At 44.5% G+C, this 22,796-nt stretch carries 20 protein-coding genes, 1 tRNA gene and 1 pseudogene; 17 read left to right on the top strand and 5 right to left on the bottom strand.

Annotated features, from left to right (window positions below; genetic code table 11):
- The 10 genes and pseudogenes from csx1 to cas1b all read left to right on the top strand — a co-directional run bounded on the left by csx1 (nt 1) and on the right by cas1b (nt 11,107).
- Nucleotides 1–1,440: a CRISPR-associated CARF protein Csx1 gene (gene csx1 / locus A3L04_RS09130; RefSeq protein ID WP_068577406.1), complete on the top strand. Its 1,440-nt coding sequence runs from the start codon at nt 1–3 to the stop codon at nt 1,438–1,440.
- Nucleotides 1,437–2,588, top strand: coding sequence for a type III-B CRISPR module RAMP protein Cmr4 (gene cmr4, locus A3L04_RS09125; RefSeq protein ID WP_157092417.1), 1,152 nt, complete (start codon nt 1,437–1,439; stop codon nt 2,586–2,588). The genes csx1 and cmr4 overlap by 4 nt, the downstream gene beginning before the upstream one ends.
- Nucleotides 2,569–3,291 carry a type III-B CRISPR module-associated protein Cmr5 gene (gene cmr5, locus A3L04_RS09120; protein ID WP_068577403.1) on the top strand — a complete coding sequence of 241 codons (723 nt, stop codon included), beginning with the start codon at nt 2,569–2,571 and terminating at the stop codon, nt 3,289–3,291. Before cmr4 ends, cmr5 begins: the two co-directional genes overlap by 20 nt.
- 1 nt (nt 3,292) lies before the next feature.
- A complete protein-coding gene (cmr6, locus tag A3L04_RS09115; RefSeq protein WP_068577402.1) occupies nt 3,293–4,354 on the top strand; it encodes a type III-B CRISPR module RAMP protein Cmr6 in 1,062 nt (353 codons plus the stop codon).
- 222 nt (nt 4,355–4,576) lie between these two features.
- Nucleotides 4,577–5,725: pseudogene (cas8a1, locus tag A3L04_RS09110) on the top strand (type I-B CRISPR-associated protein Cas8b1/Cst1).
- Nucleotides 5,722–6,810 carry a type I-B CRISPR-associated protein Cas7/Cst2/DevR gene (cas7i, locus tag A3L04_RS09105; RefSeq protein ID WP_068577399.1) on the top strand — a complete coding sequence of 363 codons (1,089 nt, stop codon included), beginning with the start codon at nt 5,722–5,724 and terminating at the stop codon, nt 6,808–6,810. The pseudogene cas8a1 and the gene cas7i overlap by 4 nt, the downstream one beginning before the upstream one ends.
- Before the next feature lie 4 nt (nt 6,811–6,814).
- Complete coding sequence (gene cas5b, locus A3L04_RS09100; protein WP_068577397.1) at nt 6,815–7,444, top strand: type I-B CRISPR-associated protein Cas5b; 630 nt, start codon at nt 6,815–6,817, stop codon at nt 7,442–7,444.
- Nucleotides 7,441–9,615 (top strand): CRISPR-associated helicase/endonuclease Cas3, encoded by a 2,175-nt coding sequence (locus A3L04_RS09095; RefSeq protein WP_068577395.1) that lies wholly within the window; start codon nt 7,441–7,443, stop codon nt 9,613–9,615. The genes cas5b and A3L04_RS09095 overlap by 4 nt, the downstream gene beginning before the upstream one ends.
- 10 nt (nt 9,616–9,625) lie before the next feature.
- Complete coding sequence (gene cas4, locus A3L04_RS09090) at nt 9,626–10,135, top strand: CRISPR-associated protein Cas4 (RefSeq protein WP_068579525.1); 510 nt, start codon at nt 9,626–9,628, stop codon at nt 10,133–10,135.
- A 3-nt stretch (nt 10,136–10,138) separates the two neighbouring features.
- Nucleotides 10,139–11,107, top strand: coding sequence for a type I-B CRISPR-associated endonuclease Cas1b (cas1b, locus tag A3L04_RS09085; protein ID WP_068577393.1), 969 nt, complete (start codon nt 10,139–10,141; stop codon nt 11,105–11,107).
- A 219-nt stretch (nt 11,108–11,326) separates the two neighbouring features.
- Here cas1b and cas2 read toward each other — a convergent pair whose 3' ends face one another.
- The gene (gene cas2 / locus A3L04_RS09080; protein ID WP_068577390.1) at nt 11,327–11,584 is read right to left on the bottom strand and encodes a CRISPR-associated endonuclease Cas2; all 258 of its coding nucleotides are present in this window, start codon (nt 11,582–11,584) and stop codon (nt 11,327–11,329) included.
- Between the two features lie 668 nt (nt 11,585–12,252).
- On the opposite strand from cas2, the gene A3L04_RS11485 reads away from it, so the two are divergent.
- The gene (locus A3L04_RS11485; RefSeq protein WP_449353740.1) at nt 12,253–12,375 is read left to right on the top strand and encodes a hypothetical protein; all 123 of its coding nucleotides are present in this window, start codon (nt 12,253–12,255) and stop codon (nt 12,373–12,375) included.
- Nucleotides 12,376–12,793: 418 nt separating this feature from the next.
- On the top strand, nt 12,794–14,089 hold the full coding sequence (locus A3L04_RS09075; protein WP_157092416.1) for an ATP-binding protein: 1,296 nt from the start codon (nt 12,794–12,796) through the stop codon (nt 14,087–14,089).
- Between the two features lie 87 nt (nt 14,090–14,176).
- On the opposite strand, the gene A3L04_RS09070 is transcribed toward A3L04_RS09075, so the two are convergent.
- Nucleotides 14,177–15,529 (bottom strand): RsmB/NOP family class I SAM-dependent RNA methyltransferase, encoded by a 1,353-nt coding sequence (locus A3L04_RS09070; RefSeq protein WP_068577386.1) that lies wholly within the window; start codon nt 15,527–15,529, stop codon nt 14,177–14,179.
- 177 nt (nt 15,530–15,706) lie between these two features.
- Here A3L04_RS09070 and A3L04_RS09065 point away from each other — a divergent pair, with 177 nt between their 5' ends.
- From A3L04_RS09065 to A3L04_RS09050, 4 genes are read left to right on the top strand one after another with little or no spacing between them, the layout of a single operon-like run.
- Nucleotides 15,707–16,810, top strand: coding sequence for a cystathionine gamma-synthase family protein (locus A3L04_RS09065; RefSeq protein WP_068577384.1), 1,104 nt, complete (start codon nt 15,707–15,709; stop codon nt 16,808–16,810).
- Nucleotides 16,807–17,826 carry a methylenetetrahydrofolate reductase C-terminal domain-containing protein gene (locus A3L04_RS09060; RefSeq protein ID WP_068577382.1) on the top strand — a complete coding sequence of 340 codons (1,020 nt, stop codon included), beginning with the start codon at nt 16,807–16,809 and terminating at the stop codon, nt 17,824–17,826. Before A3L04_RS09065 ends, A3L04_RS09060 begins: the two co-directional genes overlap by 4 nt.
- Before the next feature lie 11 nt (nt 17,827–17,837).
- Nucleotides 17,838–18,767 carry a uroporphyrinogen decarboxylase/cobalamine-independent methonine synthase family protein gene (locus A3L04_RS09055; RefSeq protein WP_068577380.1) on the top strand — a complete coding sequence of 310 codons (930 nt, stop codon included), beginning with the start codon at nt 17,838–17,840 and terminating at the stop codon, nt 18,765–18,767.
- Between the two features lie 2 nt (nt 18,768–18,769).
- Entirely contained in the window at nt 18,770–19,783 is a 1,014-nt protein-coding gene (locus tag A3L04_RS09050) for a methionine synthase (RefSeq protein WP_068577378.1), read from the top strand.
- On the opposite strand, the gene A3L04_RS09045 is transcribed toward A3L04_RS09050, so the two are convergent.
- Nucleotides 19,780–20,685, bottom strand: coding sequence for a hypothetical protein (locus A3L04_RS09045; RefSeq protein ID WP_231963868.1), 906 nt, complete (start codon nt 20,683–20,685; stop codon nt 19,780–19,782). The two genes, A3L04_RS09050 and A3L04_RS09045, sit on opposite strands and share 4 nt — an antisense overlap.
- Nucleotides 20,686–20,779: 94 nt before the next feature.
- On the opposite strand from A3L04_RS09045, the gene A3L04_RS09040 reads away from it, so the two are divergent.
- A tRNA-Leu gene (locus A3L04_RS09040) sits at nt 20,780–20,867 on the top strand.
- Nucleotides 20,868–21,187: 320 nt separating this feature from the next.
- On the opposite strand, the gene A3L04_RS09035 is transcribed toward A3L04_RS09040, so the two are convergent.
- Nucleotides 21,188–21,475: a family 4A encapsulin nanocompartment shell protein gene (locus A3L04_RS09035; RefSeq protein WP_068577376.1), complete on the bottom strand. Its 288-nt coding sequence runs from the start codon at nt 21,473–21,475 to the stop codon at nt 21,188–21,190.
- 34 nt (nt 21,476–21,509) lie between these two features.
- Nucleotides 21,510–22,796: an NADPH-dependent hydrogenase/sulfhydrogenase 1 subunit alpha gene (gene hydA / locus A3L04_RS09030; protein WP_088859143.1), complete on the bottom strand. Its 1,287-nt coding sequence runs from the start codon at nt 22,794–22,796 to the stop codon at nt 21,510–21,512.

The raw sequence follows: 22,796 nt of genomic DNA, 5'->3' as shown, positions 1-22,796 counted from the left end.
ATGGAAGGGGAAAAGTTTGAAAGAGTTTTGATTACTACCTGGGGAAATCCATTTGGGTGGAAAGAAACAGCATACTATATAAGTGGGCTAAAGGATGAAGTAAAAACTAGGAGCACTTTACCTGTGCTTGTGGCTGCTTATAATCCGGATTTAGTAATAATAATTGCCCTCGACACACTGGTGAATTATATTGGGTGTAAAGATAACATCAATAATTGTAGTGAAATTTGGCCGTATCCTGATGAGGACGGCAGATTTGAAGACGTTGGGTCTTATGAAAAAGTCATAGAAAATGTTGAAAACAGGATTTGGCGGTATGTTGAGGAACTATGTAATGAAAGTACGACAAAGGCTCCTGGGTACGTGAGAGACGCACTTCGTGAGTTCCTTGATACTGGAAAAATTAAAACAATAGTTGCCCCCGGGATAGGGGATTTCAAAGCCAAAGTAACAAAGGCTACTTCTCAACAGTCAATTGAAGTCAGGGTAACAGTTGAGAATGGACATGCCACTGACTATTACCACTTTATAATGGCTAAGCTTGCTGAACTGTTGCCTTCCACTAACTTGGAGATAATACTGGATCTAACTCATGGACTTAATTTCATGCCCGTGTTGACATACAGAGCTGTTAGGGAGCTGTCGACAATAGGAGCATACTTCGGACGTGTTAAGCTTACCGTTGTGAACGCGGAGCCTTATCCAAAGGCGGGGGGAGCTTTACAAATCCATGTAATTGAGGATTCAGAGATACTGCCTTCTCCAATGTACTTCAAAGTTAATAACCAGCGTTGGGATGCGTTTATAAGTGCCCTTGCCAATGGCTTCCCGTTAGCCTTTGCAAAATTTTTCCCCTCCAAGGATCAGATTTTCGGAAAAATAAGAGACATCCTTGAGTCCTATGAAGACACTACTAAAGTTGAAACTGAAAATGGAACTGAAAATAGACGTGTAATAATAAGCCGGGGGTTGGAATTGGATGAACGTTTATCTGGTTTGGCCCTGCTTTACTATGCAGTAAAGAGAGCAAAAGACTCACCAGAGCTGAATGGAATAACGTTACCCAAGGAAGAATTGACAATAGATGAAATTGATAAAATAGCAAGGATTTTTGAAAAAATACCGGCAATAGGCGAGAGGGTCAGATATGAAGTAAAGAAACTGAGGAATCTAAATAATAAATCCGGCCCTACATGGGAGCCTAGAAGTAAACTTGATACGGGGTGGAATCCCCATAATCGCATATGCCAAAATAACAATGATAAGAATTGCATAAAGCCTAGAAACTTTATCGCTCATTCTGGGCTTGAAATGAACGTTGTAGAGTTAAAGCTTGGAAACAACACCCTATTTGTGCGGTATCCCCCAAGTAAAGAGAATATAGTTGTGGATTTATGTAACCTTGCTCTTTCAAGGAAGTTTGGGGGTGAATGCCGATGAATGAAACCTTCCTCTTTTTCGGTTTCTATGGTTTAACACCAATCCACGCAGGAAGTGGGGCAGAGCTTAGTGTTGTTGATCTGCCAATTCAGAGGGAGCGCCACACCGGCTTCCCAACTATCTGGGGCCAGAGTCTTAAGGGTGTTCTAAGGAGCGAGTTCAGGAGGAAAGAGCTTCTAGGGGAGTTAAATAGTGAGTGTGGCGACTGGAAAACCTCAGCAGAGAAATATATCTTGGGCATGAGCGACAAAGAATCCGGGAGCATGGATGAGGCACAGAGGAAAAATCTTGAGAGATACAAGGAGGATGTAGAAAAGAACTCGCGAGATCCACCACTCACTGAAATAATATTCGGGCCGGCAACCACTGCGGCAAGTGAGCATGCGGGGGCAGTAAGCGTTGGAGATGCAAGAGTGTTGCTGTTCCCCGTCAGGAGCCTTAAGGGTGTTTTTGCGTATGTAACATGTCCCATGGTTCTGAGGAGGTTAGTCGAAGATCTCAAGTTTGCAACTAGAGAAGATGATTCTGAGCTCCAAGCTCTTGAAAAAATTGTAAGGGATATTGAAAGTTCATTTGAGATGTCTGTCAATTCACAATCTGATGACAAAATTCCAGCTTTTATTTTGGGAAGTGAGCTTCGTCTTCCAGAGAATGTCGCAGTGTTAGAGGATATAGAACTACATAATGTTAATACAGAAATTAAAATTGACTTTGAAACCCTGTTTGATCAACTCAAAGGGCTGTTCCCTGGGTTATTAACGGAAGAAGACTTGAGAAAGCGTTTGGCTATAGTACCAGATGAAATTTTCCGTAATTTTGTGTTGCTGACTACTGAAATCGTCGCAAGGATTAGAATAAATGCCAAAACTGGCACCGTTGAGAAAGGTGGCCTATGGTATGAAGAGTTTCTGCCAGCAGATACGGTAATGTACTCGTTAGTAGCCGTTAATAACCCCAAGGTTAAGAAAAATGAATTGCCTGATTGTCTAAATGGTGACAATCCAGCCGGAAAGATCGCGAAGATACTGCAGACTACCTTCAATTCTGCATTCCTCCAGATTGGAGGGGACGAAACTGTTGGAAAGGGCTTTGTAAAAGTTTCTGTAGCCTTTCCGGAGGTGAGTATAGATGAACATGAAAACCCTTGAGCAGAAAAGGGCCGACTTTGCCTTTGGAGTCGTAGAGATGATAGCAACGTTGAAGAACATGGAGAGGGAAAAACTCCTCAGAACCCTTGTAGAATTTATATCCCCAGATTCTGGCTCTAGCTCCAACTATAATGAGTTCTATAAAGAGTTTTTAGCTGTCAAAGGACAGGATATCGACCCCGAAAAGTTTGGAAAGGAGCTTGAAGAGAAGATGTCCTCTTATATCTCAAAGGCTCCTGTCCTTGTACTGACAAATGGTTTGGGACAGACAATGGCATTTTTTGCATCAAAAGCAGAGGAAAGACCTTTCAAAATACCTAGACTAGCTAATGACTTCCTAAATGCAAAAAAGGAGCATGAATCGGTAAAAGACGAACTAAAGTGGATTATGGAGCACGGAAAGAGTGAAGAAGAAAAGAAAAAAGCAGAAAAAGAACTCGAACAGTTAAAGAAAAAAGTCATGAATTCGGCAAATAGAGTTAAGTCATTCCTACTTAATCCATCAACTACCGCTTACTTAATCCTCTATGCATCAATTCAAAAATGGCTTTGGAAGAGAGATATAATTCCAGAGAATAAGGACTTTTTGGAGTGGTTTACTAAAGATGCTGACTCTTTAGTGCTTATCCAAGCAACTAGAGAGGTTCTTGAGCTTTTGAAGTGGATGGTTAGATTTGCGGACGCCATGCTGGAGGGGGAGTAAAATGCTCAGAGAGGTCCTTAGGGAGGCAGTGAAAGCTAGATCCTTAAACCTCTCCCTTTACCTGAACAAATATCCACCCTATATTCTCTTTCCCGAAGTTCTGACAAGATTCAATGATGTCGTAATGTCTAGTGGCGGTCTTAGGCGATTGAGCATTTTCCTTCTTGATAAGGAGTTTCTAGAGGTAGAGAGGGACCCTGGGAGGCAAGATGTTGTTAAGTTCTTCGAAAATGCCATACAGGGGAAACTAAAGGATATTCAGCTTAGCTATTCGGTAAAACTATCAAAAGACGAGCTAGCTCCGTATGAAAAATTTTTTGACAAATGGGTTGAACTATTATGCAATCGTATTTCCCCTAAAACTCCGGAAATTTTTGAGACGGAATCAAGGCTCGTCGTTGGTTTGGGAGACGAAAGCATATATGAAACAAGTATAAGGCTCCTGAGGAATTATGGAGTTCCTTATATCCCAGGGTCTGCTTTAAAAGGAGTTAGCAGGCTCTGGTCCATCTACATACTTGCAGATCTCCTCAAGAAGGAAGAAGTGTATAGTAATGTAGATTTTTACACCCTGGCTGAAAAAGTGCAGAGGGCCTTAGATGGGCGCGATGAAGAATTCTATAAGAAATTGGTATCAACTAATTTGGAAGATGAGTCGTTGTCCAATGTATTTAGAGTCTCTAAGCTTTCAGAAGCCGTTAAACTCGTTAGAGAAATATTCGGAACAACCGAAACCCAGGGTAGCGTTGTGTTCTTTGACGCGTTGCCTCTGCCTGAATCCTTAAAAGAAAAGCCTGCTCTTGAGCTTGACATAATGAACCCCCACTATCCCAATTACTACCAAGGAAATGAGCCCCCAGGAGACTGGCAAGATCCCCGTCCGCTGTTCTTTCTCACGGTTCCGAGGGGTGTTAGATTTGCCGTAGCAGTTGCTCCCAGGGATGAATCCACAGAAAACCTTGTCAAGGTAGCGTTTGGGCTTCTAACCCAAGCGTTGCAGGGGCTTGGGGTCGGGGCAAAAACCTCCCTAGGATATGGTAGATTAAAGCTCGAGGGGGTGTGAATAACGAAGACCCTAGATGAGTTTTTGAATGTGAAACCCAACAAAGGATGTACTTTTGAATGGACAGGACATCCTTTCGTCGATGCAGGTCTTGTTGCTCTCCTTTTAATCACCAAGAAATCTGAACCTGAGGATTTAACAGAAGAAGACATTGAAAAGGCTGTGGGATTTGCCTCCGACCTATATGCAAGAAAGGAGTGGAGCTCTGGCCATATTCATGCAATGATTCTCCCAAACAGCGGCATTTTAATGGCCAATCCCAGCATGTCTAAAAGTAGAACGCCAGAAAGGATTAAGGAAAACTTGTTCTCCCTGCTAAAGGAACAAGAAGACAAGTCGGCGCCTATATGCGAAATATGTGGGAGAAGACATGCGCGCTCAAGGCCCGTATACCGCTCTGACTTTCCTCTTGTCGGTACTGGTGGCGTGCCCAATTACTTCCCCTCGGCCAAGGATGGAGCGAATATCTGCTCACACTGCCTGTTCTTGGCCCAATTTATGCCCCTAATTGTCTACAGAATGCGGAGACTTTTGATAATCCACACAAATCCTCCAGATCTGATGCTCAAGTTCCATTAGGAGGCCCTAAACGACGTCAGAAAAAATCAGCTTGCTTCAAATGCCAGAGGATTTAGGAGGCCCGAGAACTTCCTGTTTGAAAAGCTTATAGAAATCGGAAGAGATATAGAGCTTGGCAAACTCGAAGGTGTATCCATAACCCTGTACTACTTTGTAAGCAACAATCAGGGACAAGAGATAGACATAATATACATCCCAAATCCTGTGCTGAGAGTTATAGCATTTGCTGGCCCTGAGTTTAAGAAAATTGTTAACATGGGCTGGGCAAGGGGATGTGTCAAAAGAAGAGATGAAGCTGAGGTTATCAGGGAATGCAGGAACGAAGTCTATAGGAGGTTAATTGAAAACGAGTCCATTCTTCCTTACTTCATAAACCCGCAAAACAGAGATGTGAATTCAAGCTGGAGGCTTTTGGAGTTTTATTGTCTGGAGGTGTTGGGTTTGGAGAAAGAAGCTTTGAAGTTTGTTAGGGATGTTGCCGACAGGATAGTGGAGACTCTTGAAAAACTGCCGGACAACAAGCTCGCTAGAAGGGTTAGGGAGCTTGAAAGAGCAGAGAAGCTCTACCAGTTTGAGGCCTTCTTCATTAGGGTAGAGAAGGACAGGCAAGAGTTTGGCGTTCCCAACGCCTTGGTAACTTTTGATGAGTTTGCCACCTTACTAACCAGCTATGGCGAAGATCTAAATGTTTCTTGGAGAACCGTTAAGCATTTGATCTTGTTTAGGATTTATGAAAAGCTCCATGATAGGCTTATGAAAGTTAAAGAGGAAGAGAGGGTTGAGGAGAAATGAGGTTTGCTACTGGTTTGGTTTTGATAGATGCTCCAGCATCCGCCCTGAACATGCTAGGGATAGACGAAAGCCTCCCGGACAGAAACGTCACCAGAGTAAAGACCCTCAGAAGAGGTGGAAGGAGATATCCCTATGTATCTCCACAGGCTTGGCGCTACTGGTGGCGCTTTACCCTTAAGGAGTACTTCAAATGGGAGCTTTCCCCTCTCTTTAGAGAGCAGAAGCAGGTATTCACAGCTGCAAATCCATTGAAGTACCCTGATGACGACGTCTTTGGATACATGAGGGCTTTTAAAAAGGGAGGAATAAACGTTAGCGTTACTAGAATTTCTCCGCTTAAGAACACTCCTTTAATTTCAGTTCTGCCTGATAGGAGCTCTTTAACGGTGGATGAGGGATACGCCTCGAGACATGAAGGTGATCCTGTTCCATATAGTCAAGAATTCTACTCTACGATTTTCAAGGGAGCATTCTCCCTAGATTTAGAGTCCGTAGGCAGGTTCACGTTGATAAGCAAGGCTGGGTTTAAGAACTTGTTAACTTGGGATGATATCCCCAAGGACAAAAAGGGTAATCCAAAGAAGGGGACTGAGGAGATAGCAGAAGAAATAAAGGAAATGGAGAGGCTCGCTAAAGAACTTGGTGTCCAAAAGACTGAAAAAGAGTGGTTAATGCCTCCAGACATCAGAAAAAAGCGTGCCACCGATGCAATTAAGGCCCTGCACTTACTTACTGGGGGAGCGAAGCAGACTCAGTACCACACAGACGTAACTCCTAAGTTCGTTCTTTTACTCAACATTGACGCTGGCATAAATCCATTCATAAGCAATGTAGTGTTCGAGGAAGGTGGAGAAGTGAAGGTTGATGCAGGAGCCTTAGCATCAAGGCTTGCTGACATCGGAGACTTAATTCCTGAGGGGGCTAAACTCTACCTCGGCTATGATAAGGGATTCGTCAAGTCTCTGGGCTGGAATGTCGAGGAGATTAGGAACATCCTAGAGGGAGCAGAGATCATGGTTTCAGTAGGAACTGTCAAAAAGGCTGTAGAGGACTTTGCTAAGGAAGTTGAGGACTACTACGGGTGAGGGCATGATAAGAGTGAAGCTTAAGGCGTGGACTGCCTCATTTAGATTTCCCACTTTTCAATCAGGGTACCAACCCATACTGCCCGTCCCTCCGCCCTCTACAATACAGGGAATACTTTCGGCTGCTAAAGGGGAGCCTATCTACCTCACCGGTCTGCCATATATGGGCTATGTATTCAGGAGTGAGGGAATTGGGGTAGATCTTGAAAGAATCTATGCATTGGGCAAGGTTGAAACAGACATAATAAGGAGAGAGTTCCACTACAACGCCGAGCTCTACCTTTATCTCCCCGATGAGTGGGAGAAGATCTTCAGGAAGCCTAGGTATCAGCTCCTTATGGGCAGGTCGAGCGATATAGCAACCGTCGAGGAAATAAGGAGAGTTGACCTTGAAGAAAAAGAAGCCGTCTTAGGCGGAACAGTTGTGCCCGTGGAGCTCGGGATTCCTGGGATAGTGCATGCTCTCGTGGTGGAGTTTGACTACACCTCAACTCCGAGAAAAGCCAGATTAGTCAAGCCATTCATTATCCTCCCCTACCCCAGGACAAGGGCCGAAAGAAAGCGGCAAACTGCAAAGGCTTTTTACGATCCTGATCTTGATAGTGGAGTTTATCTCCACAGGTGGAGCAAATGAAGCCCTGCTATGCAAAGTTCAATCCCCACGAGTTCCTAGAGTGCCACGTGGGAGATGCTGTAAATGTCCTCAAGAGCATTAAGGAGAACTTTACATGGTTGCCAGATGAAGTGTTTGAGCTTGCCTTTTACTCCTTAGTCCTGCACGACGTTGGGAAGTGTTCGGGTTTTCAAGACGGCCCAAGGAAGTGGAGCTATAGGCATGAAATACTCTCGGTTCCCTTCGTTCAGTTCCTAAGCATAGATGAGAGGGGGAGAAACCTTATAGCCCTAGCAATACTGACCCACCACAAATTCTTAAAGGAGATAGACCCTTACCTCCCTAGGATTCCAGATACACCTCCCTTTATGGACTTTGAAGACAAGGTTCAGGAGCTTGAAAATTTCGAGGAATATATTGAGAATCACTTTCTCCCAAAGGTTGAGGCTCTAGAGGAATACTTCTTCGGGAAAAGGTTTGGAAGGCTTAAGCTCCCTGAGAACTGGCTTGAGAGGCTTACTGACTTTAATTTTCAGAAACTAATTGATTGGTATGAGGAGAACCTCGGGAGAGAAAGAACGCTCATGACTCTCCTGAAGGGCCTAGTCAACGCGTGCGATCACTTGGCTTCCGCCGGTGAGACCGGCATTCTCCTCCTTCCAAGCATTGAGGACAGACTCTTTGCTTTCCTGCCTCAGGAATACCTCAGGCCAGTGCAGAGGGAGGCCTGGAACGCCGAGGGAAACTTGCTTTTGAGGGCTCCAACGGGCTACGGAAAGACCGAAGCTGCATTGCTGTGGGCTGATAGAAATTCCATTAAGAGGAAGAAAAAGATAACGAGCAGGATATTCTACATCCTACCCTACAAGGCTAGCATAAATGCCATGCACCGTAGGTTGCTTTCTATCTTCCACGATCCAAGCCTTATTGGGGTTCTCCACAGCTCCTATTCCTTCTACCTTTACTCTTCTGCCTTGGAATACAGAAGGCTCAGCTCCCTCTACAGGAAGATCTACACACCACTGAAGGTGACAACTCCCTTCCAAGTAATGAAGGCGTTCTTTGGAGTTGGATTCCACGAGATGCTGAAGACGGAACTTACGGGCTCCTTGCTGATATTCGACGAGATACATGCGCATGAGCCAAACGTATTCGGAATCATTTTGGCTATCCTTGGTCAGCTTGATGGTCTCAAAGCGAAGGCGCTGGTAATGACTGCAACCCTTCCAGATTTTCTTGAGGAACTGATAAAGGAAACCATACATCCTGGAGAAGTGAAAGTGCCGCCTGAAGAAGCAGATAAGTTCACTAGGCATAGAATCAGGATCATTGATGGGAGTATGGACAGGATTGAGGAGATAATAGACAAGCTCCCAAAGCCGGTTCTCGTAGCGTGCAACACCGTTGACAGGGCCATTGAAACATATACTAAGCTCAAGAACCTGGGTCTTAGGGTTCTCCTCCTCCACAGCAGATTCACTCACGGGGACAGGGAGGAAAAGGAGAGACTAGTCATTGAGCACATGAACGAGTTCGATGCTGTGGTTGCTACTCAGGTTGTAGAGGTTTCCCTCGACGTCAGCTTCGCGACGATAGTTACCGAGCCTGCTCCTCTGGATGCTCTAATTCAGAGGTTTGGGAGAGTTAACAGGAGAGGATTTGGAAAGCCCGTGGACGTTTACGTCTTAACAAGGGGTTCAGAAGGAGATAAAAAGGTGTACAAACCGTACTCAGTAGTTCAAAGGACGGTTAAGATCCTAGAATCTCTTGATGATGAAGTCTTGTGGGAGTCAAAAGTTCCTAAACTGGTTAGTGATGCCTACAGAGGAGTTGCAAGGGAGCTCAGAAAGAAAATAGAAAAGTATAGGGGAATGGCCGAGGAAGTCTTTGAGAGCGTTAAGCCAATGCAGATCGGCGAAAGTGAGGAAAGATTTTATGAGATGTTTGAGGGCTTTGAGGCTGTTCCTAGCGTCTATCAGGGTAAAGTTCAGGAGTTGCTGGATAAAGGCCTTGGAATTGAAGTATATAGGTACCTCGTTCCAGTACCATTATGGCTCTTCATGAGCCAGAGGGAGCAGTTCCACCACCTTAGCTCTAGGGGCCCAGGGAAGCATATAATAGTGGTGGAACTTGAGTACAGTCCAGAGCTTGGACTATTAAGAGAGCACGTTGAAGAGGGAGAAATACTATAGGTGGCCTAAAATGGAGGATTATCCCATACCTAACCTTTTTATTCGGGGAACTGAGGTAAACTACCTCTTCGTCTGCCCAACGAAGCTCTGGTTCTTCACTCACGGGATCACGATGGAGCAGGAGAGCGAGTGGGTAGACCTAGGGAGATTCTTGCATGAGCAACGCTACGCCAACGAGGAAAAGGAGGTTCTAATTGGGCCGATAAGAATAGACTTCATCAGGAAGGGAGACGTTGTGGAAGTTCACGAGGTTAAGATGGGCAAAACCATAGAGAAAGCTCACGAGATGCAGGCTCTGTATTACCTCTATTATCTGAAGAAGCTCGGAATAAATGCCAAGGCTATCCTGCACTATCCGAAGCTAAATGAAAAGAAGGAGATAACACTCGAGGGAGGAGAGAAGGAGGTTGAAGATGCGCTCCTCCAGGTTGAAGTTATAAAATCCTCCTCCCGTCCCCCTAAGCCCGTGAAGAAGTCTATCTGCAACTCTTGTGCATATAAGGAGCTTTGTTGGGGATGAGTCATGAGGAAGAAACCCCTGACTATACTATCTGATGGTATCCTTTTGAGAAGGGAAAACACGCTCTACTTCGAGAATGAGAAGGGCAGGAAGCCCCTAGCGATTGAGGGCATATATGACATCTACATCTACGGTCACGTCACGATAACATCTCAAGCACTGCACTACCTTGCCCAGAAAGGCATCGTTGTCCACTTCTTCAACCACTACGGCTTTTATGATGGAAGCTTTTACCCCAGGGAGACCCTTCTTTCCGGAGATTTGATAATAAAGCAGGCCAAACATTACCTCGAGGGAGAAAAAAGGATGAAGCTTGCAAAGGCCTTCGTCTGGGGAGGAGCCAAGAACATGGAAAGGAACCTAAGAAGGTGGAAAGTCAAAGCCAATTTCAGCGAAGAGCTTGAAGAGCTCAAGAGTGCTGAGAAGATAACAGAAATCATGAATGTTGAGGCAAGAATAAGGGAGAAGTACTACGCATCCTGGGACGAAACGCTTCCAGATGGCTTTAAGATTGTAAAGAGGACAAGGAGACCACCAAGGAATGAGATGAACGCTCTGATAAGCTTCCTAAATTCAAGGCTCTATGCAATGATTATCAGTGAGATATACAACACCCAGCTCGCTCCAACTATAAGCTACCTCCACGAGCCGTACGAGAGAAGGTTTTCCCTGGCCTTGGATATAAGCGAGATCTTCAAGCCGGTAATCGTGGATAGAATTGCAAACAGGCTGGTCAAGCAGAGAGTAATGAGGAAAGAGCACTTCAGGGAGGACATGAATGGAGTTTTGCTAACGGAGGATGGCATGAAGAGGGTTATACAGGAGTACAATAAGGAGCTGAGCTCTTCGGTAAAGCATCCAAAGCTGAAGAAGAACGTTACGAAGCAGAGGCTGGTAAGGCTTGAGTGCTACAAGTTGATAAAACACCTCGTTGGGCTGGAAGAGTATAAACCACTAGTTGCTTGGTTCTAACTTTACTTTATATAAAGCTCCAGTTATGGCATTATATGTTCATAGATTTTAGGCGTCCCTAACATATGGAAAACTTTATAAGTGGTTATGGTCTTGTAGTTCTTGAGCAAGTTATAATAAGTGCAGAAGTTATAATCAGGTTTGGGATTACAGGGTCAAATCAGTAGGTTGGATGGAATAAGGAGTTTAGATGGAATCAGTGGCGGGTAGTTCCGCCCCTTAAATTATATCTTCTATCGGATTCTTTTCAACTCCAAGGGTTTCGCGTGGAGGCATGGATCTTAGCTTGTAGATGATTATGGCATCATGGTCTTCGTTAATTAGCTCCCTAAGACCTGTCTTTATCCTCTCATATTCTGATAGAGTGACTTCCCCTTCAAATACGCTGTTTTGAACCCAATTTAGGTGTTGCCTAAGGAACTTCTTCACCCTGTTTACCCTTTCAACCCCAACGTCATACACAACTACTATGTACATGTGGGGCACCGAATAGTATTCAATGCAAGAGGATATTTCTTCTTTTTGGATATATGCACAGAGCAAGGCTTAGTTTTCCTCAGTAGGGTCGCTATTCTCTCTGGAGGTTTTTAATAATCTTGTGTTAGAAAATTACATAGTGCAACAAACAACTGATTATTTTGTAACTAAAATTTTTTGGCAGTATGGTATTAGTTTTGTCCTGGCGGGTTTGATGTAGCAACTAGGTATAATTTGCATTAGAGGGTAGGGCATGGATTTTATCCTCATATTGGCTGTAATATCGCATGGATAGGCTTTGGAGTTTACCATCTCTAAGTGCTTAAAAACTGTTCGGGAAAGATAGTGTCTTTAACCTGCCATTTCGTGGCGTTTAGTCCTCCTTTTATTGGGTGCCTCTCTGCTTTTAAATACCACCATCAGCGAAAAACTTATATTGTAACAGTTTTCTTACGACTATTTGATGCGAATCGAGCAAAAATTGGGCCTGTTCCAATAAGACTAAAATAGAATTGAAAGAGGAGAAGGTCGCAGTAGTCTTCTGGACGCCTGTGAGTTCCAATAAGACTAAAATAGAATTGAAAGCATTGTGGGAGGAATAATAGCAATTCTGAGGAGGTGAGGTTCCAATAAGACTAAAATAGAATTGAAAGCTCGAAGTCGAGAAGATGAAGCTGGAAGAACTTCAGGTTCCAATAAGTTCCAATAAGACTAAAATAGAATTGAAAGATGTCCACTACGTGGACAAGGACGAGGGTCTTCGCTGGGGATGTATCCTCCTATTGGTGTGAGCTTTCTGGGTTTAGCTCTTCCTTTTTGTTAGGGCGTCGCTAAGAAAGACAATAATTTTTACTACTAATAAACAAAAACAATAAAAAGTCCTTTGTTTTTGATTTTAGTGGATAAAATCCTTGTTATTTTATTTTACAGCATGTTTAGCTAGTATTTAGATTATTTTGCTTCTATGTGCTGAGTACTTAGGCTGCTAATTTTTCCAACTCTAAATCAGTAAATAATGCTGTCGTTTAGTTATTTTTATTGGCGTTAACTGAATAAATGGACAATAAATTAATCAAATAACTGGTAATTCAACAATAAATAACCAAGAAAATTTAATAAACATCAATTTTTCCTAAGGAAATCAACTCAAAATGAAACACCTCTGGGGATGAGATAATGTCAAAATGCAAATACTCCAAAAGACGGTTTGTGTACAGTACTGAGTGTTTAATTGGACGAAAGAGGGAAGTTGAGAACCTTAAGACGCTTCTCACCAATAAGGAAGAGAAACCGTGGGTGGCTGTGGTTGGGCTTAGGGCAACAGGGAAAACTACCTTGGTGCGCTCCGTGATTAATGAAATTGACAAAGACTCTGAACTGTACATTGATATTGAATTGTTAAAGGATTCTCCCCTTTTTCAGGAGGACCCACTTAAGGCTCTAGCCTACTATCTTCTAGTAGTAGCTGACGTGAGAGGGCTTCTAAAAGATAGTGCTCACAGAATATTCTTCACACCAACTGAGCATAAAAAGAGTTCAAAAAAGACTGCTAAGATACTTGCCAAGCTACTTGGACCTTTATTATCAGGAGAGAGTGAATTACAGGTGGAAATTCAAAAATTATCCAAATTTGAGCTCAATGAGAATATGATTTGCCTCTCTAATGTACTGTTACACCTCAAGACAGATGCTAGGGTCTTTTTTGATGAGATACAGCACTTAACAGGTAGGATTTCCACATTTGCAGAACAACTACGTGGAGTTTTTCAAACTCCCAAGGATCCCTCCGATAAGCCTTGGATAATAATTTCTGGCTCTGTTATTACAGCAATAAAACCATTCATTCAAGCCTCTGCTAAGGACGCATTTTACTTGCAGGCCTTTGAGGAGATAAAATTGGATACTCTCTCCGTACAGGACTCTATTGAACTACTAAAAAGGTGTCTAATTGAAAAAGGAGTTCTCAAAAAACGCCAACTCCAAGACAAAACAATGAGAGAATTGGTAGAAAGTCTGCTAACCACCCCAGCACAGGAACTTGGGGGATTTCCTCGTGCGCTTGTTGCATACTGTGAAAAAATTAAGACCCTCAACGATTTAAACAACAAGGACATTATTAATAACATAAAAAGTGCCGTAAAAGCCCAAGCCATTGAAGAACTCCGCCATATAGCCATGATGAGTGTTGTCCGTGCAGATCAAGAACGAGAGAAAGTATCAACACTCACTTTGAGAGAGCTTTTTAAAAGAATCAAGAGGGCATACAACGAGATGGGGACAAAAGGGGCATTCAAAAAGTCGTTACTCATAAAAACACATCGCATTCCCAAGGACATAGCAGAATACCTGATAGATGCTTTAAAAGAACACAAAATAATCTCTGAAATTTATGACGGGTACTCAATACTCGATCCATTGTACAGAGAAGCAATGGTTTCCATTAATATCATACTAACCAAAGACATTAAGAAAATCATGAAAGTTGAGCATTTTCCGTTCCAATAGGAATAAAATAGGGTTGAAAGAGAACCTCTTGAAGGGCACGGCCCACGACGGCACGCTATCAGTTAAGAATAAAATAGAATTGAAAGTTTAAGACTTAGCTAGCTTTGCTATAAAGAAGCTGTTGCAATCGTGCCTGTGGGTCCATGCCCTAAACACTTTATCTCCAATTTCTAGAAATCCTCTGTCACCCCAGGAGTACTCATATTCAACGAGTTCAAACCCTCTATCTAACGCAAATATCACATTCTCTTCGTTCTCATCAACCCTGACGGAACACGTAGAGTACGTCATCTCTCCCCCATTCCTCAAGTTCCTGTAGGCGTTGAGAAGCATGTTCCTCTGAACACTTATCACCCTCTCTATTTTTCCCTCATCGAACCTCCACTTAACCTCTGGAAACTGCCTGTAGGTTCCTGAAGAAGAGCAGGGGGCATCGAGTATTACCTTATCAAACCTCTCCTTGTCGATAAAGCTCTGACCATCCGCGTGAACTAGCTTAACGTTCTTTACTCCTAACCTTTTCATTCTCTCCCTCATTTTCATTAGCCTGTCATATGAATAGTCAACAGCAACTATCATCCCCTTATTTTCCATAAGGGCTGCCGCATGGAACGTTTTACTTCCTGGGGCCGCAGCTAAATCCAAAACTCTTTCCCCAGGCTCTGGGCTTAGAACATGAGCAACGTAGGCAGAAGCTAGGTCTTGTATAACGAAATAGCCCTTTTTGTACCATTCCAGCCTTGTTATCGGAATCTCATACTTCAAAACTTTGAGGACATCATCTACAGGAGTGTAAGAAACTCTAACACCGTTTTCTTCCAAGTACTTCTTGACCTTTTCAATGTCGGCCTTTAGCGTGTTAACCCTCACGTAGTACCTTTGGGGCCTCAGATTACTTAGGAGAAGCCTAACTGCCTCATCATAACCTAGGAGATTGACGATGTACTCAACGTACCATCTTGGGTGGGAGAATCTTACTGAGAGCCACTCAAGTCTGTCTTTTTCCTTCAGCTTTTTAAGAGCTCTCTCAACGTTGAACTTCTCTGCCTCCCTAAGGATTGCATTTGCGAACTTCGCCCTTGTTAAATCAAACTTCTCTTTAACTACTCTAACTACCGAGTCAGTGGCTATAGCAGGATTCACGCCTTTGAATTTCATCTCAAATACTCCAATTCTGAGGAGGTTAGCCAAGTACAGGTCGAGATCTTCGATCCTCGATCCCTTCAGAACGGAGTTTATTATGAAGTCTATCTTGGCCCTCCATTTTTCTATCTCAAAGACGTACGCGTGGGCAATTCCCCTTGCTTTCTCTTTGTCCTTTCCCTCGACTTTTCTAAATATTCTCTCAAGAGCGTGCTTTGACGAGAGCTCCTTCTCCTCGACAAGCATTAATGCATCCGCAACTATCTCGTGAAGAGTGACCCTATAAAACAGCTCCATGTTAGGTGAGAGCTTTGGAGAAATTATAAGTCTTTTTATGTGATTGAATAATAAAGTAATTGCTCAATTGCATTTGGTTACTAGCTTCTGTTTTATTACTCGCGATTATATTTTATGACAAAAATTATGTCGAAAAAGATATAAATGGTTGGAGGGATCTAGCTTAGGTGAAAAACAATGGAGCCGCTTCACGCTCCTCTATACATTACCGCTGTGTTCAGGCAAATAGGGGACGCTTACCTTACTGAAAGAGGAACAGAGCTGAAGTATTCGAGAGAAGAAAATCCCACTGTCAGACACCTTGAGGACAAGCTTGCTGAACTTGAAGGCTCTGACAATGCATTAGCTTTCAACAGTGGTATGGGAGCCATAGCTACTCTTTACCTCTCACTTCTCAGGGCTGGCGATGAGGTAGTTCTCTCAATGGAGGGATATGGAAGCACCATAGAGCTTGCTAAGCTGTTGGAGAAGTTCGGGATTAAGGTCAGGTTAGCCTATCCAAATGCTGAAAAGCTGTGTGAGGCTGTTAGTGATGGAACTAAATTGGTACTAGTAGAGACAATGACTAATCCAACGTTGAAGGTTATTGACGTTCCAGAAGTTGCGAAGAGGTGTAGAGAAGTTGGGGCAACACTGATAGTTGACAACACCTTCGTTACCCCCCTCCTATACAAGCCCCTTAAAGATGGTGCCAACTTCGTGGTTCACAGCTTAACTAAGTACATAGCGGGCCACAACGACGTCGTTGGAGGGGCTATTCTTTGGAACGGGCCTTTCATTCAGGATCTGTGGGACTGGAGGAGAAGGCTGGGAACGATAATTCAGCCTTTTGATGCTTGGCTCATAGAGAGGGGGATGAGGACATTAGAGGTAAGGTTTGAGAAGCAGAGCAGAAGTGCTGAGGCAATAGCGGAGTTCTTGGCAGATCATCCAAAAGTTAAGGAAGTTCACTATCCAGGGCTTAAGGATGATCCATATCATGAAATAGCGAGGAGATTGTTCAAGAAGGGGCTCTATGGGGGAGTGGTGTCTTTCGACTTAGGAAGCGAGGAAAATGCTCTTGCCTTTCTCAGATCCTTGAAGAAGATCTTCCCCTCACCATCCCTTGGAGGTGTGGAAAGTATAGCCACGTACCCCGTTAAAAGTGCTGTTAAGAACATGGAAGAAGAGCAGAGAAAGGTGCTGGGGATTACTGAAGGCTTGATAAGACTTTCCGTTGGTCTTGAACCTCTCGATGATTTAATTGAAGATCTAGATAGAGCCTTGGAGGTGGTTAAATGAGAGTCACCGGGTGTCCTAAGGATCTTCTGAACGGGCCGTGTGGGGGAGCATTGGGTGGAGTTTGTGAGGTTGACGGGAGAAGGTGCCCTTGGTTTAGCGTGATGGAGAGATTTGAACTACTCGATGGTGCTCCCCTGCTTGTTGAGCATCCAGTTGTAGTTGAGATGGAGAGAAAATACAGGGGAGACGTGAGGATAAAAGAAAGCGAGTTCATGAAGAACCTTGAAAAGGGAAAGGCTATTGCAGTTGAATTTCCCATAAGGCTGTTTGAGAGGGGTGAAAGGAAGTTCAGACGAATTGGGGACATATACACCGTTCCAGACAACCCTCTTGGCTATCCCCATGTCTCCCCTACATCTCTCGCAACGTGGCTTAAGACTCACGGATTCTCGGTGATGCCTCACCTTACAGCTAAAGACAGGAACGTTGTCGCGATATCCTCGGAATTCAGAACGGCACTAGAATTTGGATTTGAGGGAGTTCTAATAACGACTGGGGACTGGCCCGGGTTTATAATTCAGAGCAAGCCTGTTTTTGATCTCGACTCACCAAACATGATTAAGCTAGCAAGACTCATGTTCTCGGGGGTTATGCCGACTGGAGAATACGTAGAGGTTAGGGAGAGGCCTTTTGTTGCTGGAACAATGAACCCAAACTACCCGGAGAGAGTTGAAGGGAAGAGGTTTGCAAGGAAGATAATTGCCGGAGCAGATTTAGTTTTCACGCAGGTGGTGGCGAGTGTTGAAGCGGTGAGGAGAATACCCAGAATAATCGAGGAGTCAAAGAAGTATGCTCCGGGGGAGGTTCCAGTAGTTGTATCTCTCCTCTATCCACTGACAAAAGAGCTCGAATCAACGCTAAGGAAGATGGGAATTGAGACTGGAAGCTCGTTCCAGGAAATAGTTGAAGAAGTTTCTTCCCTTGAGCTCGGGGGAATAAATCTGATCGTGTTTGAAGAAGCCCTGTGGAATGAGAAACTTGATGAAGCCTTTGAAATCTTGAAATCAACTCTTTAGGAGGTGGTTGGATGGTTATTCCAGCCCTTATAGGTAGCCTTCCAAGACCCGTTGGTTTAGCAAAGAAGATAGAGCAGTATTCAATAGGCAGACTTAGTGAGGAGCAGTTGGAGGAGGCTTACAGGGAGTATACAAGGAGGGCCTTCATAAACCTAAAGAAAGCCCGGATAAAGGTAATCACGGACGGTCTCTACCGCTGGGATGATATCTTCAACCCCTTCATAAGGTTCATAGATGGAGTTGAAGTCAACGGGCTCTTCAAGTTCTACGAGAACAACTTCTTCTATCGCTCTCCAGTTGTTAAGGGGGATTTATCCCTTAAAGAAAATCCCCTCCCAGAGTGGATAAATATTGCCCAGGGGATCAGGGAAGAAGTTTATCCTGAGGCAACACTGAAGGCCGTTCTTCCCGGTCCTGTCACCTTGGCGTACCACTCGATAAATGAGCACTATAAAACCTTAGACGAGCTTGCTGAAGCCTACAAGAACGTCCTAGCTGAGCTCATTAAGGAGCTTGACGTGAAGATAGTAGAGCTTCAGGAACCGGCCCTTGCGGCTGAGCTTTCAAAGGCTACTAGAGAGGTTGAAGAGCACGTAAGTAAGGAGGTCGCCAAGAAGGTTATAGAGGAGCTCGCGAAGATCAAGAAGCTCTGGGTTGTTACCTACTTTGGGACCCCCCAAGTTCTTCCTGAAGGGGTTATCCTTAACGTTGATCTAATAGATGGAGAAGTTCCCCAGGACTATAAAGGGGAGATAGGTCTGGGGATTGTAGATGCAAGGGAGACAAAGATGGAGAGGGCTGACAGGCTACGGGACAAGCTGAGAAAGTATCTGGCCAGATATGATGTGGTTTACGTGACACCGAATACCTTGCTAGACTTCCTGCCGGAGAGCGTCGCTTGGAGGAAGTTAAAACTTCTGGGAAAGCTTGGAGGTGAGTGAAGATGCTTCCAATTCTCCCCACGAGCGTTATAGGGAGTTACCCTAAACCAAGATGGCTTCTCAGGATGTACAGGCTTAGGGAGCTCGGCAAGATCCCGGAGGAGGACTTCAAAGAGGCAGTTAAGGATGCAAGCGTTGCGGTTCTGAGGGAGCATGAGAGAGCAGGCGTTGACATTCCATGGGAGGGGGAGATGTGGAGGAGTGAGATGACGGAGTACTTCACTGCTAAGATCAAGGGCTTCAGGTTCTATGGCCCTGTTAGAGTTTGGGGCAACGCGTACTTCAACAAGGCTGCGGCCGTTGATAAGCTTGAGTACAAGGAGCCCCTTGTGTTGGATGAGTTCCTTTGGGTTAAGGAGAACACCACGAGGGAAATAGTAAAAGTTCCAATCACTGGGCCCTACACTATAGCAGAGTGGAGCTTCAACGAGTACTACCCCGACAAGGAGAGCTTCGTCATGGATTTAGCTAAGATAATAAATAAAGAGCTGAAGACCTTGGAGGACAACGGCGCAAAGTTCATCCAGCTGGACGAGCCAGCAATGCTCAACCATCCAGATGAGGTTCCCCTAGCTGTTGAGGCAATAAACAGGGCCGTGAAGGGGATAAAAATCAAGGTCGGTCTTCACGTCTGCTACTCGAACTACTATCTCTTAGCTGATTATTTCGACGACATAAGGGTTACCCAGTTCGCCTTAGAGTTCGCCAACAGGCAGTTCAGGGATATGGACTTCGTCAAAAAGCTCTCCGGCAAGGAGCTTGGTTACGGAGTAGTTGATGTCCACAACCCCAGGGTGGAGAGCGTTGATGAGATAGTTAGGGCCATAAAGAAGATCTTCAACTACCTCGATCCTGAGTGGGTCTACATAAACCCCGACTGTGGCCTCAAGCTCCTTGACAGAAGAATAGCATACCAGAAATTAGTGAACATGGTTCAGGCCGTGAAGATAGTCAGAAAGGAGCTTGAGAAAGAAGGAAAAACTGAGGTAGAGTTCAGAACCTTAAAGGATATTTAACCAACGCTGAGTTTTTCGGAGAAGTCCTGGGTTGAGGGCTGGTAGTCCAAGCCAAGCCTCTGCCTGTACTCCATTATTTTATCTCTGAGCTCGATTAGCTCTATTGGTTTGTCTTTTCCCATTACCTTTAAGATGTCATAGAATGCCCATATCCCACTGAATATCTCCCCAATCCTTTCGCTTAAGTTTTCTGCAGCAAATATTCCCTCCTTCACGAACCTCTCTATCTCCTCCCTAGGGTCGATTAGAGGGGCTATGGAGATGCTCTGGATTACCATCCAGTTCATGACTGCGGCATCAAGAAGTTGAGCGCTGGCCCTGATTATCTTGGCCCTCGCATCTTCGTAAGCGATCTTTTGAGCGTCGAAGTTCATGAACTCGAGGGTATTCAGGAGAGATTCGGCCGTTCTCAAGTCGAGCTTTATGATCTCCCTCTTTGCATCTAAGACTGCGGAGATCGTTTTTATGTCATCTATAGCAATTAAGGTTGCAGTACTCAGAATTGAGCTTATTATCACCAGATCATTTTTGAACTCAAGCTTTCTTGCCTGCTCGTAGTTTTTGTAGATAAGGTATCCAGTCTTGGTGAGGAGCATCTCCCAGAGTATTAGCTTTATCGTTTCGAGGTCGGGATTTTCCATGGCATCTCTGATGTCATCTGTATGAAAGTACACCTTTCCATCTCCCGTCAGCTCGCTATAGGGAAGTATCAGTATCTTCTCTCCCTTTACTTTATCCCAGGTGTCAATTGGCACAACCTCGATGTCATAATCATCCATTGGGAACGTGTTTCTTAAATCCATAGAGAATTCGGAAATCGTTGAAAGAACTAGTTGGGTCACTTCTTCCGGGGAATCTCCAGTTAGGAAGTCCTTCATAAACCTGTGCAAGTAAGGCTTCACCAACCCACCTCCAGAAATAATATATTGGGAGCTTGGGTTTAAAAGTATTCCTGGGCTAACCTTTATAAACTAAGAGGCAGGGACATTATAGCGAGCGGGGGTTGCCGAGCCTGGTCAAAGGCGCGGGATTCAGGGTCCCGTCCCGTAGGGGTTCCGGGGTTCAAATCCCCGCCCCCGCACCAAGAATTAAAGCCTTTTCTCTTCTAGTAAGCTAAAAATATACTCCTGGCTTTTAACAAATAAATTTACCTCTACCTCTCAATAACTCTTCTATAAGCAACTGACAAGCCAAATTGGCGTAATTTCCATGGCTTTTTGAAATCTTTAAAAATATTCTTTATACGTGGAAATGGAGCCAAACCCCCTCGACTATTAAGCCTCGGAAGTTCCTGTCTTGTCATAATATGGGCCATAAAATCTCAAGTGCACTTTAACCTGCCAAAGACATGGAAAACAAAATTCATAGATTGTAACTTAAAATCAATAAAGTAAAGTTGAGGATTTACTTAACAACTTTGATCCTCCTAGCGGCCCCAGGAGCTAAACCCAGCATCTTTGAATCTATAACTACTGCATCACTTCCCAGGAACGATAAAATATCTATCTTAAGTCCTGAAATCTCCGTTATTGGCCCTTCTTCTCCGGCCTCCTGCCTTAATAGCTGGGAGAAGAAGTTGTAGGCTTCTCTGCCGAAAAGAATAACATCAGGCTCAAAGCCATCCATTTTGAGCTCGTTGGCCTTCTCTTCAATCTCTCCCAAAATTCTGATTAAGTCTCCCCTGGCTGTCATAAAATTCCATAAGAGAAGGGAAATAAAAAGGTTGCTAAAGCCTAACGACGTGAACTGAACATGAAATGCAGGGATCGTAGGCCCTAACAACCATCTCAGCTAATAGTTTCAGCTTCTCTGGGTCGTCATTGTAATGCTTCTCCGCCATCATCCTCACGTGTTCCTCCATCATAGCTAGGTTGAATGCTGTTGGCGTTATTATATCTGCATAACTCACCTTCCCATTCTTGACCTCTAGGGCATAAACTAGGATTCCACGCGGGGCTTCAGTTGTTGAAACTCCGAAGCCGTCTCTGATCTCAACTTCATCTCTCGCCTTCACTGGCCACTTGGCTAAGACATCATCGATTAAGTAGATAGCCCTCTCGGTGAAGTACACTAGCTCTAATGCCTGAGCTAAGTTGTTCGCAAATGGGTTCGTCGCTCTAAGTAAATCCCTGTGGCCCTCATAGAGATCCCTGGCCTTTCCGTAGAGGAGGTTCGAGTTGTTAACAATCCTCGAGATGGCACCCACCATGAAGGGCTTGCCCTTGTAGTGGGAGTGCTTTGCGAAGCTGTGCTCAACGACGAACTCCTTTATGAACTCCTTGTACCTCTCGCTTGGGAACTCCTCCCCATCGCTCGCCTTTATGTAGTCCCCATAGATCCCATAAACGTCCTCTCTGGGCTTAACCGCCAAGTGGGTTATTGGCCCCTCAACCTCTTCATACTGCTCGAGCTTTGCGAAGAGCTCGAAAGTGTACTCCGCCAATGGAAGGATTGACTTCAGTTCTTCTTTCATTTTCTCCAGCGTTTCTTTCCCAGGAAGCTTCCCAAATCCTCCAAGTACAACGTTCTCCTGGTGTATTGCCCTTGCTCCGAGAACGTCCATTATCCATGAGCCAACGTTCTTCAGCCTTAGGGCTGTCTCAAGCTCCTTCTTGTACTCGTCCACCATCTTAAGAGGGCTTGAATAGCCGAGATAATCCGGAAGAACCAGAAGGTACAGGTGGAGGGCGTGGCTCTCTATCATGTCGCCTATGTAGAGGACTTCCCTCAGCTTCTGTATCTCCTCCCTCGGTGTGAATCCTACTGCCTTCTCGGCAGCTTCAACGGCTGTCAGCTTGTGGGCTGCTGAACAGAAGGAGCATATCCTGGGGTAAATCGCCAAGGCCTCATCGAGCTTTTTGCCCAGGGTTATGGCCTCAAAGAACCTTGGACCCTCAATGATGTTGAGCTTTACCTCTTTAACCCCCTCATCTCCTATGAGTATCTCAACTCCACCCTTACCCTCAACCCTAGCGATGTGATCAACCGTGATCGGGAGGTAGAGGTTCTTCAT

It is taken from the genome of Thermococcus chitonophagus (assembly GCF_002214605.1).
GTDB lineage: Archaea > Methanobacteriota_B > Thermococci > Thermococcales > Thermococcaceae > Pyrococcus > Pyrococcus chitonophagus.
This window is presented reverse-complemented; position numbering and strand designations above follow the sequence as displayed.

What these genes read in the sequence shown, in the direction of transcription:
- csx1 (WP_068577406.1), top strand. Translation starts at nt 1, where the DNA reads ATGGAAGGGGAAAAGTTTGAAAGAGTTTTGATTACTACCTGGGGAAAT.
- cmr4 (WP_157092417.1), top strand. Translation starts at nt 1,437, where the DNA reads ATGAATGAAACCTTCCTCTTTTTCGGTTTCTATGGTTTAACACCAATC.
- cmr5 (WP_068577403.1), top strand. Translation starts at nt 2,569, where the DNA reads ATGAACATGAAAACCCTTGAGCAGAAAAGGGCCGACTTTGCCTTTGGA.
- cmr6 (WP_068577402.1), top strand. Translation starts at nt 3,293, where the DNA reads ATGCTCAGAGAGGTCCTTAGGGAGGCAGTGAAAGCTAGATCCTTAAAC.
- cas7i (WP_068577399.1), top strand. Translation starts at nt 5,722, where the DNA reads ATGAGGTTTGCTACTGGTTTGGTTTTGATAGATGCTCCAGCATCCGCC.
- cas5b (WP_068577397.1), top strand. Translation starts at nt 6,815, where the DNA reads ATGATAAGAGTGAAGCTTAAGGCGTGGACTGCCTCATTTAGATTTCCC.
- A3L04_RS09095 (WP_068577395.1), top strand. Translation starts at nt 7,441, where the DNA reads ATGAAGCCCTGCTATGCAAAGTTCAATCCCCACGAGTTCCTAGAGTGC.
- cas4 (WP_068579525.1), top strand. Translation starts at nt 9,626, where the DNA reads ATGGAGGATTATCCCATACCTAACCTTTTTATTCGGGGAACTGAGGTA.
- cas1b (WP_068577393.1), top strand. Translation starts at nt 10,139, where the DNA reads ATGAGGAAGAAACCCCTGACTATACTATCTGATGGTATCCTTTTGAGA.
- cas2 (WP_068577390.1), bottom strand. Translation starts at nt 11,584, where the DNA reads ATGTACATAGTAGTTGTGTATGACGTTGGGGTTGAAAGGGTAAACAGG.
- A3L04_RS11485 (WP_449353740.1), top strand. Translation starts at nt 12,253, where the DNA reads ATGAAGCTGGAAGAACTTCAGGTTCCAATAAGTTCCAATAAGACTAAA.
- A3L04_RS09070 (WP_068577386.1), bottom strand. Translation starts at nt 15,529, where the DNA reads ATGGAGCTGTTTTATAGGGTCACTCTTCACGAGATAGTTGCGGATGCA.
- A3L04_RS09065 (WP_068577384.1), top strand. Translation starts at nt 15,707, where the DNA reads ATGGAGCCGCTTCACGCTCCTCTATACATTACCGCTGTGTTCAGGCAA.
- A3L04_RS09060 (WP_068577382.1), top strand. Translation starts at nt 16,807, where the DNA reads ATGAGAGTCACCGGGTGTCCTAAGGATCTTCTGAACGGGCCGTGTGGG.
- A3L04_RS09055 (WP_068577380.1), top strand. Translation starts at nt 17,838, where the DNA reads ATGGTTATTCCAGCCCTTATAGGTAGCCTTCCAAGACCCGTTGGTTTA.
- A3L04_RS09050 (WP_068577378.1), top strand. Translation starts at nt 18,770, where the DNA reads ATGCTTCCAATTCTCCCCACGAGCGTTATAGGGAGTTACCCTAAACCA.
- A3L04_RS09035 (WP_068577376.1), bottom strand. Translation starts at nt 21,475, where the DNA reads ATGACAGCCAGGGGAGACTTAATCAGAATTTTGGGAGAGATTGAAGAG.
- hydA (WP_088859143.1), bottom strand. Translation starts at nt 22,796, where the DNA reads ATGAAGAACCTCTACCTCCCGATCACGGTTGATCACATCGCTAGGGTT.